The sequence below is a fragment of the Arthrobacter sp. NPDC089319 genome, from assembly GCF_040684925.1.
In the GTDB taxonomy this organism is placed as follows: domain Bacteria; phylum Actinomycetota; class Actinomycetes; order Actinomycetales; family Micrococcaceae; genus Crystallibacter.
In genome coordinates, this window is record NZ_JBFBGZ010000007.1 from 229,941 (window position 1) to 244,232 (window position 14,292).

At 66.4% G+C, this 14,292-nt stretch carries 10 protein-coding genes; 4 read left to right on the plus strand and 6 right to left on the minus strand.

Going from position 1 to position 14,292, the window contains the following annotated elements; genetic code table 11:
• Window positions 1-33: 33 nt before the first annotated feature.
• On the minus strand, window positions 34-870 hold the full coding sequence (locus AB0N75_RS12490) for a VOC family protein (RefSeq protein ID WP_364650102.1): 837 nt from the start codon (window positions 868-870) through the stop codon (window positions 34-36).
• A 157-nt stretch (window positions 871-1,027) separates the two neighbouring features.
• Here AB0N75_RS12490 and uvrB point away from each other — a divergent pair, with 157 nt between their 5' ends.
• From uvrB to AB0N75_RS12510, 4 genes are all read left to right on the plus strand, one after another.
• The gene (gene uvrB / locus AB0N75_RS12495; RefSeq protein WP_364650104.1) at window positions 1,028-3,124 is read left to right on the plus strand and encodes an excinuclease ABC subunit UvrB; all 2,097 of its coding nucleotides are present in this window, start codon (window positions 1,028-1,030) and stop codon (window positions 3,122-3,124) included.
• Between the two features lie 257 nt (window positions 3,125-3,381).
• Complete coding sequence (locus tag AB0N75_RS12500) at window positions 3,382-4,416, plus strand: TerC family protein (protein WP_364650106.1); 1,035 nt, start codon at window positions 3,382-3,384, stop codon at window positions 4,414-4,416.
• Window positions 4,417-4,455: 39 nt separating this feature from the next.
• Window positions 4,456-5,610, plus strand: coding sequence for an MFS transporter (locus AB0N75_RS12505; protein WP_364650109.1), 1,155 nt, complete (start codon window positions 4,456-4,458; stop codon window positions 5,608-5,610).
• Entirely contained in the window at window positions 5,595-5,771 is a 177-nt protein-coding gene (locus AB0N75_RS12510) for a hypothetical protein (RefSeq protein ID WP_364650112.1), read from the plus strand. Before AB0N75_RS12505 ends, AB0N75_RS12510 begins: the two co-directional genes overlap by 16 nt.
• Here AB0N75_RS12510 and AB0N75_RS12515 read toward each other — a convergent pair.
• From AB0N75_RS12515 to AB0N75_RS12535, 5 genes are all read right to left on the minus strand, one after another.
• Window positions 5,768-7,024 carry an alpha/beta fold hydrolase gene (locus AB0N75_RS12515; protein WP_364650193.1) on the minus strand — a complete coding sequence of 419 codons (1,257 nt, stop codon included), beginning with the start codon at window positions 7,022-7,024 and terminating at the stop codon, window positions 5,768-5,770. The genes AB0N75_RS12510 and AB0N75_RS12515 overlap by 4 nt on opposite strands.
• A gap of 44 nt (window positions 7,025-7,068) precedes the next feature.
• Entirely contained in the window at window positions 7,069-7,560 is a 492-nt protein-coding gene (locus AB0N75_RS12520; RefSeq protein ID WP_364650115.1) for a GNAT family N-acetyltransferase, read from the minus strand.
• Between the two features lie 491 nt (window positions 7,561-8,051).
• Window positions 8,052-9,230: a zinc-dependent alcohol dehydrogenase gene (locus AB0N75_RS12525; RefSeq protein ID WP_364650118.1), complete on the minus strand. Its 1,179-nt coding sequence runs from the start codon at window positions 9,228-9,230 to the stop codon at window positions 8,052-8,054.
• A 49-nt stretch (window positions 9,231-9,279) separates the two neighbouring features.
• Window positions 9,280-11,499: a catalase gene (locus AB0N75_RS12530; RefSeq protein ID WP_364650121.1), complete on the minus strand. Its 2,220-nt coding sequence runs from the start codon at window positions 11,497-11,499 to the stop codon at window positions 9,280-9,282.
• Window positions 11,500-11,685: 186 nt separating this feature from the next.
• The gene (locus AB0N75_RS12535) at window positions 11,686-14,238 is read right to left on the minus strand and encodes a DUF3516 domain-containing protein (RefSeq protein WP_364650124.1); all 2,553 of its coding nucleotides are present in this window, start codon (window positions 14,236-14,238) and stop codon (window positions 11,686-11,688) included.
• Window positions 14,239-14,292: the final 54 nt, after the last annotated feature.

Genomic DNA, 14,292 nt, shown 5'->3' on the forward strand with positions numbered 1-14,292 from the left:
AACCCCGGCGCGGCTCGTCGCCGGCCCGGCGTCTCAGCCGGACGGAGGGGTGAACTGGCTGGCGGTAAAGACGGCTCCGAACGGGTCGCTGATCACCGCCTCCCGCGTCCAGTCCGTGTCGGTCCGGTCAAGTACCTTCCCGCCGAGGCGTTCGGCGGCGAGCGCTGTCGCATCGCGGTCCGCGACGGCGAACGCCACGTGCCAATGCGGTGCCTCACCAGGGCTCAAGTCCGTGAGCCAGCCGATGGCGTCGGCGAATCCCGGGGGAGCAGCGATATCCGACTGGCGCTCGTGAATGTCCGGATCACTGGTCGCCTGCAAGTGGTCGCCATAGCCGGGAACACGAATCATGCTGCCAAAGCCGACGTCGTCGAACTGCCAGCTGAAAACCTGTCCGTAGAAGTCCGAGGCTGCGGCAGGATCGGCGGTATGCAGGTCGCTGAAGTTCCACGCTCCCGGCACGTTGACGATCTGGGCACCCGGCCGGCGCCTCGCCTGCCAGAGCCGGAACAAGATGCCGGCCGGATCGGCACAGAACGTGGCGCGGCCGCCTTCCCCGGCATCCGCCGGGCCGGAGAGCACCCGTCCGCCCGCGGCGCGGATCCTGTCTGCCGCAGCATCGGAATCATCGACCGCCACGTACGTGTTCCATGTGGGTTCGGCGTCGCCGGCCGCGCCTTCGCCAAGGCCGGCGACGTCGCGCCCGTCCAACTGGGCAATCACGTAGCGCGGGGAGACATCCGGCGGCGTCGCGTCGGCGAAGGTCCAGCCGAACAGACCGCCGTAGAAGTCCTTGGCCTTCTCAATGTCCTGAGGTTCAACGTCGATCCACGACGTCACGCCCTCGGGGTAGCTCCGGACCGGGTCCATGGTGTGCCTTCCGGTGGTGGTCGAGTGCAAGGACAGATCTACCGCACGCTGCCGTGAGCGGCAACGGTAGACGGCCGGTGCGCGGAGCGGAGGGACCGATTAGGCCCAGAGCGATTCAGGACCCACGCTGACCGGAATCGGGTCTACGGTTAATCGCATGAGTCTTGCGCAGGATATCAATCGCGTCGTAGCGCCCTTCGAGGTGGTCAGTGAATTCCAGCCTGCCGGCGACCAGCCGACGGCGATCAAGGAGCTGACCGAACGGATCCAGGCCGGGGAGAAGGACGTGGTGCTGCTCGGCGCCACCGGCACCGGCAAGTCCGCCACCACCGCCTGGCTGGTGGAACAGGTCCAGCGGCCCACTCTGGTGATGGTGCAGAACAAAACGCTGGCTGCCCAGCTGGCCAACGAGTTCCGCGAGCTGCTGCCGAACAATGCCGTGGAGTACTTCGTTTCCTACTACGACTACTACCAGCCGGAAGCCTACGTGGCCCAGACAGATACGTTCATTGAGAAGGACTCCTCCATCAACGAGGAAGTCGAACGTCTGCGCCACTCGGCCACCAACGCGCTGCTGACCCGGCGCGATGTCATCGTGGTTGCCACCGTGTCCTGCATCTACGGTCTGGGCACGCCGGAAGAATACATTGCCGGCATGGTCACGCTCCGTAAGGGCGCCGAAATGAACCGGGACGACATGCTGCGCCGGTTCGTCGCCATGCAATACGCCCGCAACGACGTCGACTTCCACCGGGGCACATTCCGGGTCCGCGGCGACACCGTGGAGATCATCCCCATGTACGAGGAACTGGCAGTACGGATCGAGTTCTTCGGCGACGAGATCGAGCAGATCCAGACGCTGCATCCGGTCACCGGGGAGATCATCCGCGATGAGACGGAAATGTACGTTTTCCCGGCGTCGCACTATGTGGCCGGCGAGGACCGGATGAGCCGGGCGGTCAGGGACATTGAGGATGAACTGCGCGACCGGCTGCAGGTGCTGGAGTCGCAGAACAAGCTGGTGGAGGCGCAGCGGCTGCGGATGCGCACCACCTACGACCTGGAAATGATGCAGCAGATGGGGTTCTGCAACGGCATCGAAAACTACTCGCGGCATATCGACGGCCGCGGTCCGGGCACGGCGCCGCACTGCCTGCTGGATTATTTCCCGGATGATTTCCTGCTGGTGATCGACGAATCGCACGTCACCGTGCCGCAGATCGGCGCAATGTACGAAGGCGATATGTCCCGCAAGCGTAATCTCGTGGACTACGGTTTCCGCCTGCCGTCAGCGATGGACAACCGGCCGTTGAAATGGGACGAGTTCCTGGAGCGGATCGGACAGACGGTCTACCTGTCGGCCACGCCCGGCAAGTACGAGCTGTCCAAGTCCGACGGCTATGTTCAGCAGATCATCCGGCCCACGGGCCTGGTGGATCCCGAAGTGATCGTCAAACCGACCAAGGGCCAGATCGACGACCTGCTGGGCGAGATCAACGCACGGGTGGAGCGGAACGAACGCGTCCTGGTCACCACGCTGACCAAGCGGATGGCCGAGGACCTGACCGACTACCTCAACGAGCACGGCGTGAAGGTGCAGTACCTGCACTCGGACGTGGACACGCTGCGCCGCGTGGAACTGCTCCGGGAACTGCGGATGGGCACCTTCGACGTCCTGGTGGGCATCAACCTGCTGCGCGAGGGCCTGGACCTGCCCGAAGTCTCGTTGGTGGCCATCCTCGATGCGGACAAGGAAGGCTTCCTGCGCAGCAGCACGTCGCTGATCCAGACCATCGGCCGTGCCGCCCGCAACGTCTCCGGCCAGGTGCACATGTACGCGGACAAGATCACGGACTCGATGGCCAACGCCATCGAGGAGACCAACCGGCGCCGTGAGATCCAGGTGGCCCACAACAAGAAGCACGGTGTGGACCCGCAGCCGCTGCGCAAGCGGATCGCGGACATCACCGACCAGTTGGCCCGCGAAGATGCCGACACCCAGCAGTTGCTGAAGGACTTCGACTATGGCAAGGGCAAACGCGGGATCTCCGCGGCCGTGTCGAAGGACAAGATCCGCCGCGACGGGCTGGCCGCAGCGCCGGCCGAAGATTTGGGCGAGCTGATCGCGCAGATGACCGAGCAGATGCACGCCGCGGCGGCGGAACTGCAGTTCGAGCTGGCCGCCCGGCTGCGTGACGAGGTCTCCGACCTGAAGAAGGACCTGCGGCAGATGCGCGCCGCCGGCCACGCCTGATGCGGAGTTGTCCGCCGGTGCAGAGCGGGTGGCAGGGACGACGACGGCGGTACGCACCGCCGTCGTTGTCCTGCCTTGCGCTACACTTGACCGAGCGTAGGGGAGTATCCCGAACACTGTGAACGTCAACACGCGGGGCATCGAAGCCCCGCCGGGCGCAGTGGCCTGGCCGATCAGGGCAGGCGGAGAGACTTGCGGCGAACACTCGCACCCGCGCACCGCACGCGCGCGGCATCTTCTGTGAAAGGCAAGGTTCCGTGTCGGACCAATTATCGCTGCCCTTTGAGATCACCTCGTTTGTGGTCCTGGGCGTCATCCTGCTGTTTGACCTTCTCTACGTGGTCAAGCGGCCGCACGAACCCTCCATGAAGGAAGCCGGACTCTGGGTGGGCTTCTACGTCACCCTGGCCCTGATCTTCGCCGGCATGCTGTTCTGGCAGGCCGGGCCGGACTACGGCCAAGAGTTCGTCGCAGGCTGGATCACCGAGTACAGCCTCAGCGTGGACAACCTGTTCGTCTTCATCATCATCATGGCCAGGTTCTCCGTGCCGCGGAAATACCAGCAGGAAGTGCTGATGTTCGGCATCATCATTGCCCTGATCCTTCGCGGTATCTTCATCCTGCTGGGTGCCACCGTGATTGCGCACTTCAGCTGGGTCTTCTACATCTTCGGCGCCTTCCTGCTCTGGACCGCCTGGAAGCAGGCCACCGACTCCGGCGAAGACGAGGAAGAAGGGTCCGAGTCCGGGCTGGTGGCCCGGTTGACCAAGAAGCTTCCGGTCAGCGAGCACTACGACGGCAACAAGCTGCGGACCACGGTGGATGGCAAGCGCCTGTTCACCCCGATGGTCATGGTCTTCATTACCATCGGCATGACCGACCTGCTGTTCGCGGTCGACTCCATCCCGGCGATCTTCGGCCTGACCCAGAGCGCCTTCATCGTCTTCACCGCGAACATCTTCGCGCTGATGGGCCTACGCCAGCTCTACTTCCTGCTCGGCGGACTGATGGACCGGTTGGTCTACCTGAAGCACGGCCTGTCCGTGATCCTGGCCTTCATCGGCGTAAAGCTGATCTTCCACGCACTGCATGAGAACGAGCTGCCGTTCATCAACGGCGGCCAGCACATCGAGTGGATCCCGGAGATCAGCACCGGCCTGTCCTTGGCCGTGATCATCGGCACGCTGGTGGTCGCCACGGTTGCCAGCCTGCTCAGCCCGGCCGGCCGCCAGGCTGCCATCGACGCGCGGCTGGAAAAGGACGCAGAACGGGCCAAGTCCGACTCGGAGTAACACCCGCATCACCGGTTCTCCGTCGACTAGGCTCGGCGTGTGACTGAACAAAGCAACGCGGCGCTGAACGCAGACCCTCGCACGAGGGCCGTCCAGCGCCGCGTTGTCGTTTCCCTGTCCCTGGCACAGCTTTTCAGCGGCCTGGGCCACGGGGCGGGCCTGGCCATCGGCTCACTGCTTGCGGTAGAGCTGAGCGGCAGCGAGGCGCTGGCAGGTACGTCCACCATGGCGATTTCGCTGGCCGCCGCGCTGGCCGCCCTGCCGTTGGCCGCTGCCGCCGCGCGCTCAGGACGCCGGCGCGCGCTGGTCACCGGCCTACTGCTGGCACTGCTCGGTTCGGCACTGATGGCTCTCGCGCCGGTCACCGGGTCCTTTGCGGTGCTGCTGGTCGGCTCGGCCCTGCTGGGCGTCGGCAACGCAGCCAACCTGCAGGCACGCTTTGCCGCGGTGGACCTTGCCGAGCCCCAGCACCGCGGCCGGGATCTGGCCTTTGTCGTCTGGTCCATCACCGTGGGCGCAGTCGCGGGGCCGAACCTGATCCGGCCAGGCGCCGAGCTGGGCGCCGCACTCGGGTTGCCGGAATCGTCCGGGCCCTTCCTGTTCTCGATGGCCGGCATGGCCATCGGCGCCACGCTGCTGCTGGTGGGGCTGCGGCCCGATCCGCTGCGCTATGCGCGCTCACACGGCACCGGCCCGGGCGAATCCCGCCCGGTCCAACGCCGCGGAACGCTGCGCACCGGTCTGGCAGCAGTGCGCCAGCATCCGATGGCTATGCTCGCGCTGGCCGCGGTAGTGGGCGCGCACCTGGTGATGGTGGCGGTCATGTCCATGACGCCGGTTCACCTGCAGGAGCTGGACCAGGCGGGCGGACACCAGCACAGCCAGACCGACACGTTCGCGATCATCGGCTTCACCATTTCCCTGCATATGGCCGGGATGTATGCGCTCTCGCCGCTGATGGGCTGGCTGACCGACCGCCTCGGCCGCACCCGGACCATCATGGTTGGGCAGCTGATGCTGCTGGCCGCCGCCGCCCTGGCCGGCGTGGGGCAGCAGGACACCTGGCTGGTGGGGGCCGGATTGGTGTTGCTGGGCCTGGGCTGGTCCGCCTCGGTGATTGCCGGATCCACGCTGTTGGCGGAGTCGGTCCCGAGTCGGGGCGAGTCCCCGCCCAGGGGTTGTCCGACACACTGATGGGCGCGGCCGGGGCCTTGGGTGCCGCCTTCTCCGGACCGGTGCTGGCCGCTCTGGGATTCGCGGGCCTGAACGCGGCGGCGGCAGTCGTCGCCGTGGTCCTGCTGGGTGCCGCCTCCGCTGCCTGGCGGCGGGATGTTCGTGCGGGAGCCGCCGGCTAGTTCCGGACCAAGCCGAGCAGCCGGGCGAAAATGGCTTCGCCGTCGTCGGCAATGCCGTCATGATGGAACTGATCGGTCTCCCAGACCTGGAGCCCGTTGACCTGGCCGGCCGTCTCCAGCGACAGCCCGCGCTCTACGTAGATATCGTCGCGGTACACGGCCGCTGCCGCCGGGATGGTGTTCCGGGCCAGTCGGGCCGTGTCATAGAGGGCGGGCCAGTCGGACTTGGCTGCCAGCAGCTCGGCGACCTCACTGAGCGGGACCAGCGCCGGGTCCTGCTCGAAGTACCAGGGGTAGATCATCTCACCGGTCAGCAGCGGCTCCGCGGCTTCCGGGGCAAACTGCGGGAAATCCTGAAGGACGCGCCACGCAGCCCAGCCGGTGGCCTCGCCCTGCGCATAGATCGACTCGTGCATCAGCGCATACAACGGGTTGGCCGCCCGGCTGACCAGGGCGGCAACCTGCTCCACGAAGGAATCCGAGAGCCGCTGGCCGGCCGGAGTCTGTACGAAGGCCTCTTCCAGCAGGTAGTGCAGCGCATTCACCCGAGTGTTGCCGCCCAGGAACTGCCCGGCCATCTGGAAGCGGCCGGTGGTCAGCCGCTCGCCGGAGGGCAGGTACTCCGGCACCGCGTCCAGATGCCGTGCGACGGCGGTGACCCGCTCACGGTCCTTCGGGTAGCGGTCGAAGTACTCCCGGTTGCGTGCCTCCACGCGGGGAAAGGTGGCACGGTAGACCTGGTCTGCGCCTCCCGCCAGCGGAGCCAGGCCGCCGGTGATCAGGACTTCCTGCAGGCCCTCCGGGGCGAGCGACAGGTAGGTCAGGGCGCAGAAACCGCCGTAGCTTTGGCCGAAGATGCTCCACGGACCGCTGCCGAGCTGCCGGCGGATCAGTTCGGCGTCCCGGACAATAGAGTCCGCACGGAAATGCGTCAGGAAATCGGCCTGCTCCGCGGCGCCTCCGCGCAGCGGCAAGGTCTGCCGGTTCACCGGAGCGGACAGGCCGGTGCCGCGCTGGTCCAACATCAGGATCCGGAAGGACTTGGCCGCTTCCTTCATCCAGCCGCTCAGCGAGGTGACCCGGTTGCCGCGGCCGCCCGGCCCGCCCTGCAGGAACAGCAGCCAGGGCAGCCGGGAGGCCGCGTCGTCGTCGTGCTCCAAGGATGAATACCCCCGGGCAAAGACCTCCAGCGTTTCGCCGCCGGGATCGGCATGGTCCAGCGGGACGGTGAAGAAATGCTCAGTTGTCCGCATCCCGCGGAGGCGGTACGCGCCGGCCACCCGGTGCGGCTGCCCGGTCACAGGGACACTCGATCCGCCGTTCCGAAGGCGGACAGGGCGTCGCCAGTCAGCCGGAACGTTGACCATTCCTCCTGCGGGCGGGCGCCCAGGCTGCGGTAGAAATCGATGGACGGGCTGTTCCAGTTCAGCACCGCCCACTCCACCCGGGCGTAGCCGGACTCCACCGCGTGGCTGGCCAACGTCTGCAACAGGGCCTTGCCGTACCCGCGGCCGCGGGCCTCAGGCCGGACGTAGAGGTCCTCCAGATAAATGCCGTGGACGCCCTCCCAGGTGGAGAAATTCCGGAACCAGAGCGCAAAACCCTGCACGCCGCCGTCGTCTTCGGCGACGTGTGCGAACACCGACGGCTGAGCCGAGAACAGCGCATCACGCAGCTGGTCCGGTGTGGTCTTGACCGCGTCCGGCTCCTTTTCATAGACCGCGAGATCGTGGATCAATTCGAGGATGACGGGGACATCGGCTTCTTCGGCAGGGCGGATCGTCGACATGTTCTGAGCCTATCGTCCGGAAGCAGGCCCCGTTGGTAGGGGCGGTCCATCGACGGGACGTTGGGGAAATTCGTTGATGACTTCGCTGCGCTGGTGGCACTGGCACAACAGGCACAGCAGGCCACGGGCCGCGGGGAGAACCTCCTGGACCGGCTGGGCACGTGCCTGGAAACCGATGTCCGTGACCTGCCCACGGTCGTGGAGGAGATCCCGGCGCATCGATTGGCGGACGCCGGCATCATCTTGGCCGCCTTCGCCGCCGACGACCCGGCGAGCGGACTGATTGGAACCGGCGGCGGCGATCAACGCCACCACAGGTCGCTGAGCGACATCCTCCAACACGCTTCGCAGTACGGAGGCTTCCCGGTAGGACAGCCGGACTACACCAACCTGGCCGTCGGACCCGCGCAGCAGCGGCAGTCGCTGGTCCTCCGCATGCAGCGAGCTGCAACTGGAGCCGGACGAAACCTAGGCGCCAGCTGCCGCGACCGTTACGGCTTGAGCACCACCTTGATACAGCCGTCGTCCTTCTTTTGGAACTTCTCGTACATCGCCGGTGCGTCGCTGAGTGCAGCGGTATGCGTGACCAGGTCGCCGATACCCAGTGGATCGGAGGAATCGGCGGCCAGCGGCATCAGGTCGTCGATCCAGCGGCGGACATTGCACTGTCCCATCCGCAGCGTTACCTGTTTGTCGAAGAGGGTCAGCATCGGCATCGGGTCGGCCTCTCCGGCGTAGACCCCGGACAGCGAGATGGTGCCGCCGCGGGCCACGGCGTCGATTGCTGTGTGCAGCACCGACAGGCGGTCCAGGCCTGCCGTCGACATCAACTTCTTGGCGACGGCGTCGGGCAACAGACCGACGGCGAACTGCGCCGTGGCCGCTGCCGGCGCCCCGTGCGCTTCCATTCCAACCGCGTCAATCACCGATTCGGGGCCGCGGCCCCGGGTTGCGTCGCGCAGTTCGTCGGCAACGGTCGAACCCCAGGCCAGGGTCTCGATGCCGTGCCGGCGGGCCATTTCCAGCCGCTCGGGAATGAGATCGACACCGATCACGCGGTGGCCCAGATGCCGGCCGATCCGGGCGGCGAACTGCCCAACCGGGCCCAGACCGAAGACGGCCAGCGTGCCGCCGTCCGGGATCTGGGCATAATCCACCGCCTGCCACGCGGTGGGCAGAATGTCCGAGAGGAACAGGTACTGCTCATCCGGCGCCTGGCTGTCCTCGATCTTGATGGGACCGTAGTCCGCGTGCGGGACACGCAGGAACTCTGCCTGGCCGCCCGGCACTGAACCATAGAGCTCCGTATAGCCAAACAGCGCTGCGCCCGAACCCTTGTCCCGGACCTGCGTGGTTTCGCACTGGGACTGCAGGCCGCGGCTGCACATATGGCAGCGCCCGCAGGCGATGTTGAAGGGGACCACTACCCGGTCGCCGGGCTTGAGCCCCGGTACCGCGCCTCCGGCCTCCTCGACGATGCCCATCGGTTCGTGGCCCAGCACATCGCCCGCGGCCAGGAACGGGCCCAGCAGTTCATAGAGATGCAAATCGGAGCCGCAGATGGCGGTGGAAGTGACCCTGATGATGGCGTCGGTGGGTTCCTGCAGAACCGGGTCCGGTACCTCCTCCACGCTGAGCTTCCGCTTGCCTTGCCAGGTCAGTGCTTTCATCGGTGGTGCTCCCGTCGTTTCCGTGGGGTCGTGTTCGAGGACGTGGTGGTCAGACCGGGCTGGGGAACCTGTCCCAGACCCGGTGCGTGGCCAACAGGTCGGCGAGCGAGTCCACGACTTCGCCGGGGCCGCCGCGGACGATCCCGGGGGCATCGGCGTCAACTCCTGCTGCGGTCAAGACCTCGGCGCCGGAACCGCAAACTCCCAAGGCTTTGGCATGCCGGTAGGCTTCCGAGGCCAGCAGGACCAGCCGGGGATCCACGGCCCCGGAAACCGGGGGAGCGGCGGTCTTGGCGTCGGTGCCCGGAGTGTCCGCCCCGCCCGATCCCGCCCCGGTGCAGAAAATGATGGCGTCGAATTCGGTGGACCGGGCGGTGAGGTAGCTGCGCTGGGCGGGGAGGCCCCCGTCAATCGGGCCGCCGGTGGGTGCCACAATCAGCGGCTGCATGCCGGCGGCGGTAACCGCATCCTTCAGCCCGGCCACCAACTGCCCATCGCTTCCAGCATCGACGACGAGGCCGATCATCCGACCGTCGACGGGCCACGTCTTGCCGACCTGCGAAACGGCCGGGCTGGCCATCTGCTCGGCCGGTGGCTGGTCGGCTTCCGGAACGGGGAGACCCAGCCCGGCAGCCACGCCCGCGCAGAGCGAGGCATCGATGTTGGCGAGGGCCTTCAGCTGGCGTTCGCGGACCGCAGTTTCATAGCACTTACCCAGTTCAAAGGTGTACGCGCCGATCACATGTTCCTGCTCTACCGGACTGAGGCTGCGGTAGAACAGAGTGGCCTGGCTGAAATGGTCGTCGAAAGATGCCGGCTGCTCGCGGACCTTGGCGCCGGCGGGCAGGGCTTGCGGGACATCGATGAACGCGCCGGCGTCGGCGCCGGCGTGGAACGGGCAGCCGCCGTCGAGCGAGTTCGGCCGGTAGGGTGCCACGCCGGCATGGTCTGCAGTCTGGTGCATGCCGTCGCGGAACATATCGTTGAGCGGTGCATGCGGCCGGTTGATCGGCAGCTGGGCGAAGTTGGGGCCGCCCAGCCGGCTGATCTGCGTATCCAGGTAGGAGAACAGCCGGGCCTGCAGCAGGGCATCGTTGGTGACATCGATGCCGGAGACCAAGTGCCCGGGGTGGAAGGCCACCTGCTCCGTCTCGGCGAAGTAGTTCCGCGGATTGGCGTTCAGCGTCATCCGTCCAATGGTCTGGACCGGTGCCAGCTCTTCGGGGATCATCTTGGTGGGGTCCAGCAGGTCGATTCCCTCGAACGTCTCGTCCTCGGTGTCCGGAAACACCTGCAGGCCCAGTTCCCACTCGGGGAAGTGGCCGGCCTCAATGGCGTCGGCCAGATCACGGCGGTGGAAGTCCGGGTCCATGCCATTGATCAGCTGGGCCTCTTCCCAGACCAGCGAATGGACACCCAGTTTCGGCTTCCAATGGAACTTGACCAGCACGGTGCTGCCCTCGGCGTTGATCAGCCGGAAGGTGTGGACTCCGAAGCCCTCCATCATGCGGTAGGAGCGTGGGATGCCCCGATCCGCCATGAACCAGATGGTGTGTGCCTGTGCCTCGGTGTGCAGCGAAACGAAGTCCCAGAACGTGTCGTGGGCGCTCTGCGCCTGGGGTATTTCCCGGTCCGGGTGGGGCTTGACCGCGTGCACCACATCGGGGAACTTGATCCCGTCCTGAATGAAGAAGACCGGGATGTTGTTGGCGACCAGATCGAAGGTGCCATCCTCGGTGTAGAACTTGGTGGCAAAACCGCGCGTGTCACGGACCGTGTCCGCTGATCCGCGCGAACCGACCACCGTGGAGAACCTGACAAACACGGGTGTCTTAACACCGGGCGCCAGGAAGCCGGCCCGGGTGATGTCGGCTGCCGTTCCGTACGACTCGAAGACACCGTGGGCGCCGGCACCCCGGGCGTGCACCACTCGTTCGGGGATGCGTTCGTGGTCAAAATGGGTGATCTTCTCGCGCAGGTGGTGGTCCTGCAGCAGGGTGGGGCCGCGCCGGCCTGCCTTCAGCGAGTGATCGGTGTCGCTCAGGCGGGCACCCTGCGCCGTGGTCAGGTAGCTGCCCGCCTGCGTCCGCGAATCATCGGCGGCCTCGGTGCGCCTGCCGGTCGGCGAGACCTGGTCGGCGCCGCGCTGGTCGGGTTTGGGCGGCAACGGCTCGCGCGGGGTCGTGGGCTCCTGGACCTCGGGCGGCACGGAGCCTGGGGCGCCGGGCGTGCGGTCGGCGGGGTTCGGGCGGTCGGCGGGATCAGGCACAGTTGCTCCTCTGGATGCGGCTGCTGGCCTTGGGGGCAAGCGTCGGCTCAAAATAAGGTAAGTGTGCTTATCACCCTAGGTGGGGGTCGTGGGGGCCCGCAAGGGGCGGAGTGGCTGCGGGCCCCGGCGGGCGATGAATCCCATTCGCTCCGAAGGAGTCCGCGAACAGTCCGTCTGCCGTCCGGCTCAGGCTCCGCCGACGGGGCCGACGTCGAGAATCCTGACCGACGCGGATCCGGTTTCGTTGCTGGCGGCCAGGTCCACCTCGGCGCTGATGCCCCAGTCCCGGTTGCCGGCCGGGTCATCGAAGATCTGCCGCAGCTTCCAGAGGGCCGGCTGCTCCTCGATGATCAGCAGCGCGGGCCCACGTGCGTCCGGCCCGGTGCCGATGTCGTCGTATTCCTCGAAGTAGGCGTCCATCGCGTCGGCCCAACGGTCGGCGTCCCAGCCTGCCTCGGCGTCCAGGGCGCCCAGCTCTTCTTCCTGCTCGTCGGCAAAAAACTCTACCCGGCGGAACAGCTCGTTCCGTACCATCACGCGGAAGGCCCTGATGTTATCGGTCAGCTTTGGCGGCTCCTTGGTGAGCACCGATTCGGCGGCATGTTCGGCGGCCAGGTCGGCTGCGCCCTTGCCCGCGGCCAGTTCTTCCCATTCGTCCAGCAGGCTGGAGTCCACCTGGCGCACCAGTTCCCCCAGCCACGCGATGATGTCCGCCAGGTCTTCGCGCAGCGCGTCCGCAGGCACCGTCTGGCGCAGGGCCTTGTAGCCGTCGGTCAGGTAGCGGAGGACAATCCCTTCGCTCCGGGCCAGGCCGTAGAACTGCACAAATTCGGCAAAGTTCATCGCCCGTTCGTACATGTCCCGGATGACCGATTTCGGCGCGAGTTCAAAATCTCCCAGCCACGGGGCTCCGTGCCGGTAGGTCTCGAAGGCCGCCTCAAGCAACTCGGCCAGCGGCCGCGGATAGGTGACTTCGTCCAGCAGGGCCATCCGCTGGTCGTACTCGATTCCGTCAGCTTTCATGGCGGCCACCGCTTCGCCGCGGGCCTTCTTTTCCTGGGCCGAGAGGATCTGGCGGGGTTTCTCCAGCGTGGCCTCGATGACCGAGACCACGTCCAGGGAGTAGCCGCCGCCGTCGGGATCCAGCAGGTCCAGGCTGGCCACGGCGAACGGAGAGAGCGGCTGGTTCAGGGCGAAGTTCGGCTGCAGGTCCACCTTCAGCCGGACTAGATGCCCGTTCTCATCTGGGGCGTCCAGCCGTTCCACCAGCCCGGAAACCACCAGCTCCCGGTAGATGCCCAGTGCCTTCTTGATCAGCTTGAGCTGCGAAGCGCGCGTTTCGTGGTTGTGGGTCAGCAGCCGCTTGGCGGCGGCGAACGGGTCGCCGGGCCGCTCCAGGACGTTCAGCAGCATCGCATGGCTGATCGTGAAGCTGGAGGTCAGCGGTTCGGGATCGCTCTCCACCAGCTTGTGGAAGGTCGGTTCCCCCCAGCTCACAAAGCCGGTCGGCGGCTTCTTCTTCACCACCTGGCGCAGCTTTTTCTGGTCGTCGCCAAACTTCGCCACGGCCTTGGCCATCGCCTTGGTGTTCTCCACCACGTGTTCCGGGGCCTGCACGACGACGGTGCCCGCCGTATCGTAGCCGGCACGCCCTGCGCGCCCGGCGATCTGGTGGAACTCCCGCGCGTTGAGCAGGCGGGTGCGCACGCCGTCGTACTTGCTCAACGCAGTGAGCAGCACGGTGCGGATGGGCACGTTGATGCCCACGCCCAAGGTGTCCGTCCCGCAGATGACCTTGAGCAAACCGGCCTGGGCCAGTTGCTCCACCAGCCGGCGGTATTTGGGCAGCATGCCCGCGTGGTGGACGCCGATGCCGTGCCGGACCAGGCGGTTGAGCGTCTTGCCGAAGCCGGCCGCAAAGCGGAAGCCGGAGATCAGCTCGGCAATGCGGTCCTTCTCCTCCCGGGTGCAGACATTGACGCTCATCAGGTTCTGGGCGCGCTCGATGGCCTCCAGTTGGCTGAAGTGCACCACATAGACCGGAACCTGCTTGGTGGACAGCAGTTCCTCCAGCGATTCCTGCACGCTGGTCTGCACGTAGTAGTAGTGCAGCGGAATCGGGCGCTCCGCGGAACTCACGGTCATTGTCGTCCGGCCGGTCAGGTCGGTCAGTTCCTTCTCGAACCGGGTGACGTCGCCCAGCGTGGCGGACATCAGCAGGAACTGAGCTTGGGGCAGTTCGAGCAGCGGGACCTGCCACGCCCAACCGCGCTGCGGATCAGAGTAGTAGTGGAACTCATCCATGATCACCGTGCCGAGGTTCGCCGCGGAGCCTTCGCGCAGTGCGATGTTGGCCAGAATCTCGGCGGTGCAGCAGATGATTGGAGCATCCTGGTTGACCGCCGAGTCGCCGGTGACCATGCCGACGTTCTCCGGTCCGAAAATGTCGCACAAGGCGAAGAACTTTTCCGACACCAGCGCCTTGATCGGGGCCGTGTAGTAGCTGACGGACCCGGTGGACATGGCATGGAAGTGGGCGGCGATCGCCACCATCGACTTTCCGGACCCGGTGGGGGTGGCCAGGATGACGTTGTTTCCGGTGACCAGCTCCATGACGGCTTCGTCCTGGGCAGGGTAAAGCGACAGGCCGCGGGCTTCGACCCACTCGGTGAACCAGGTGTAGACGTCGTCGGGATCTGAGGCGGTGCCGGTGTCCGGCAGGAGTTGGAGAAGATTCATGTTCTCTCCAGCTTAGGCGGTGCCGGAGCGGCACCATGAGGGGCACCGGGTGTC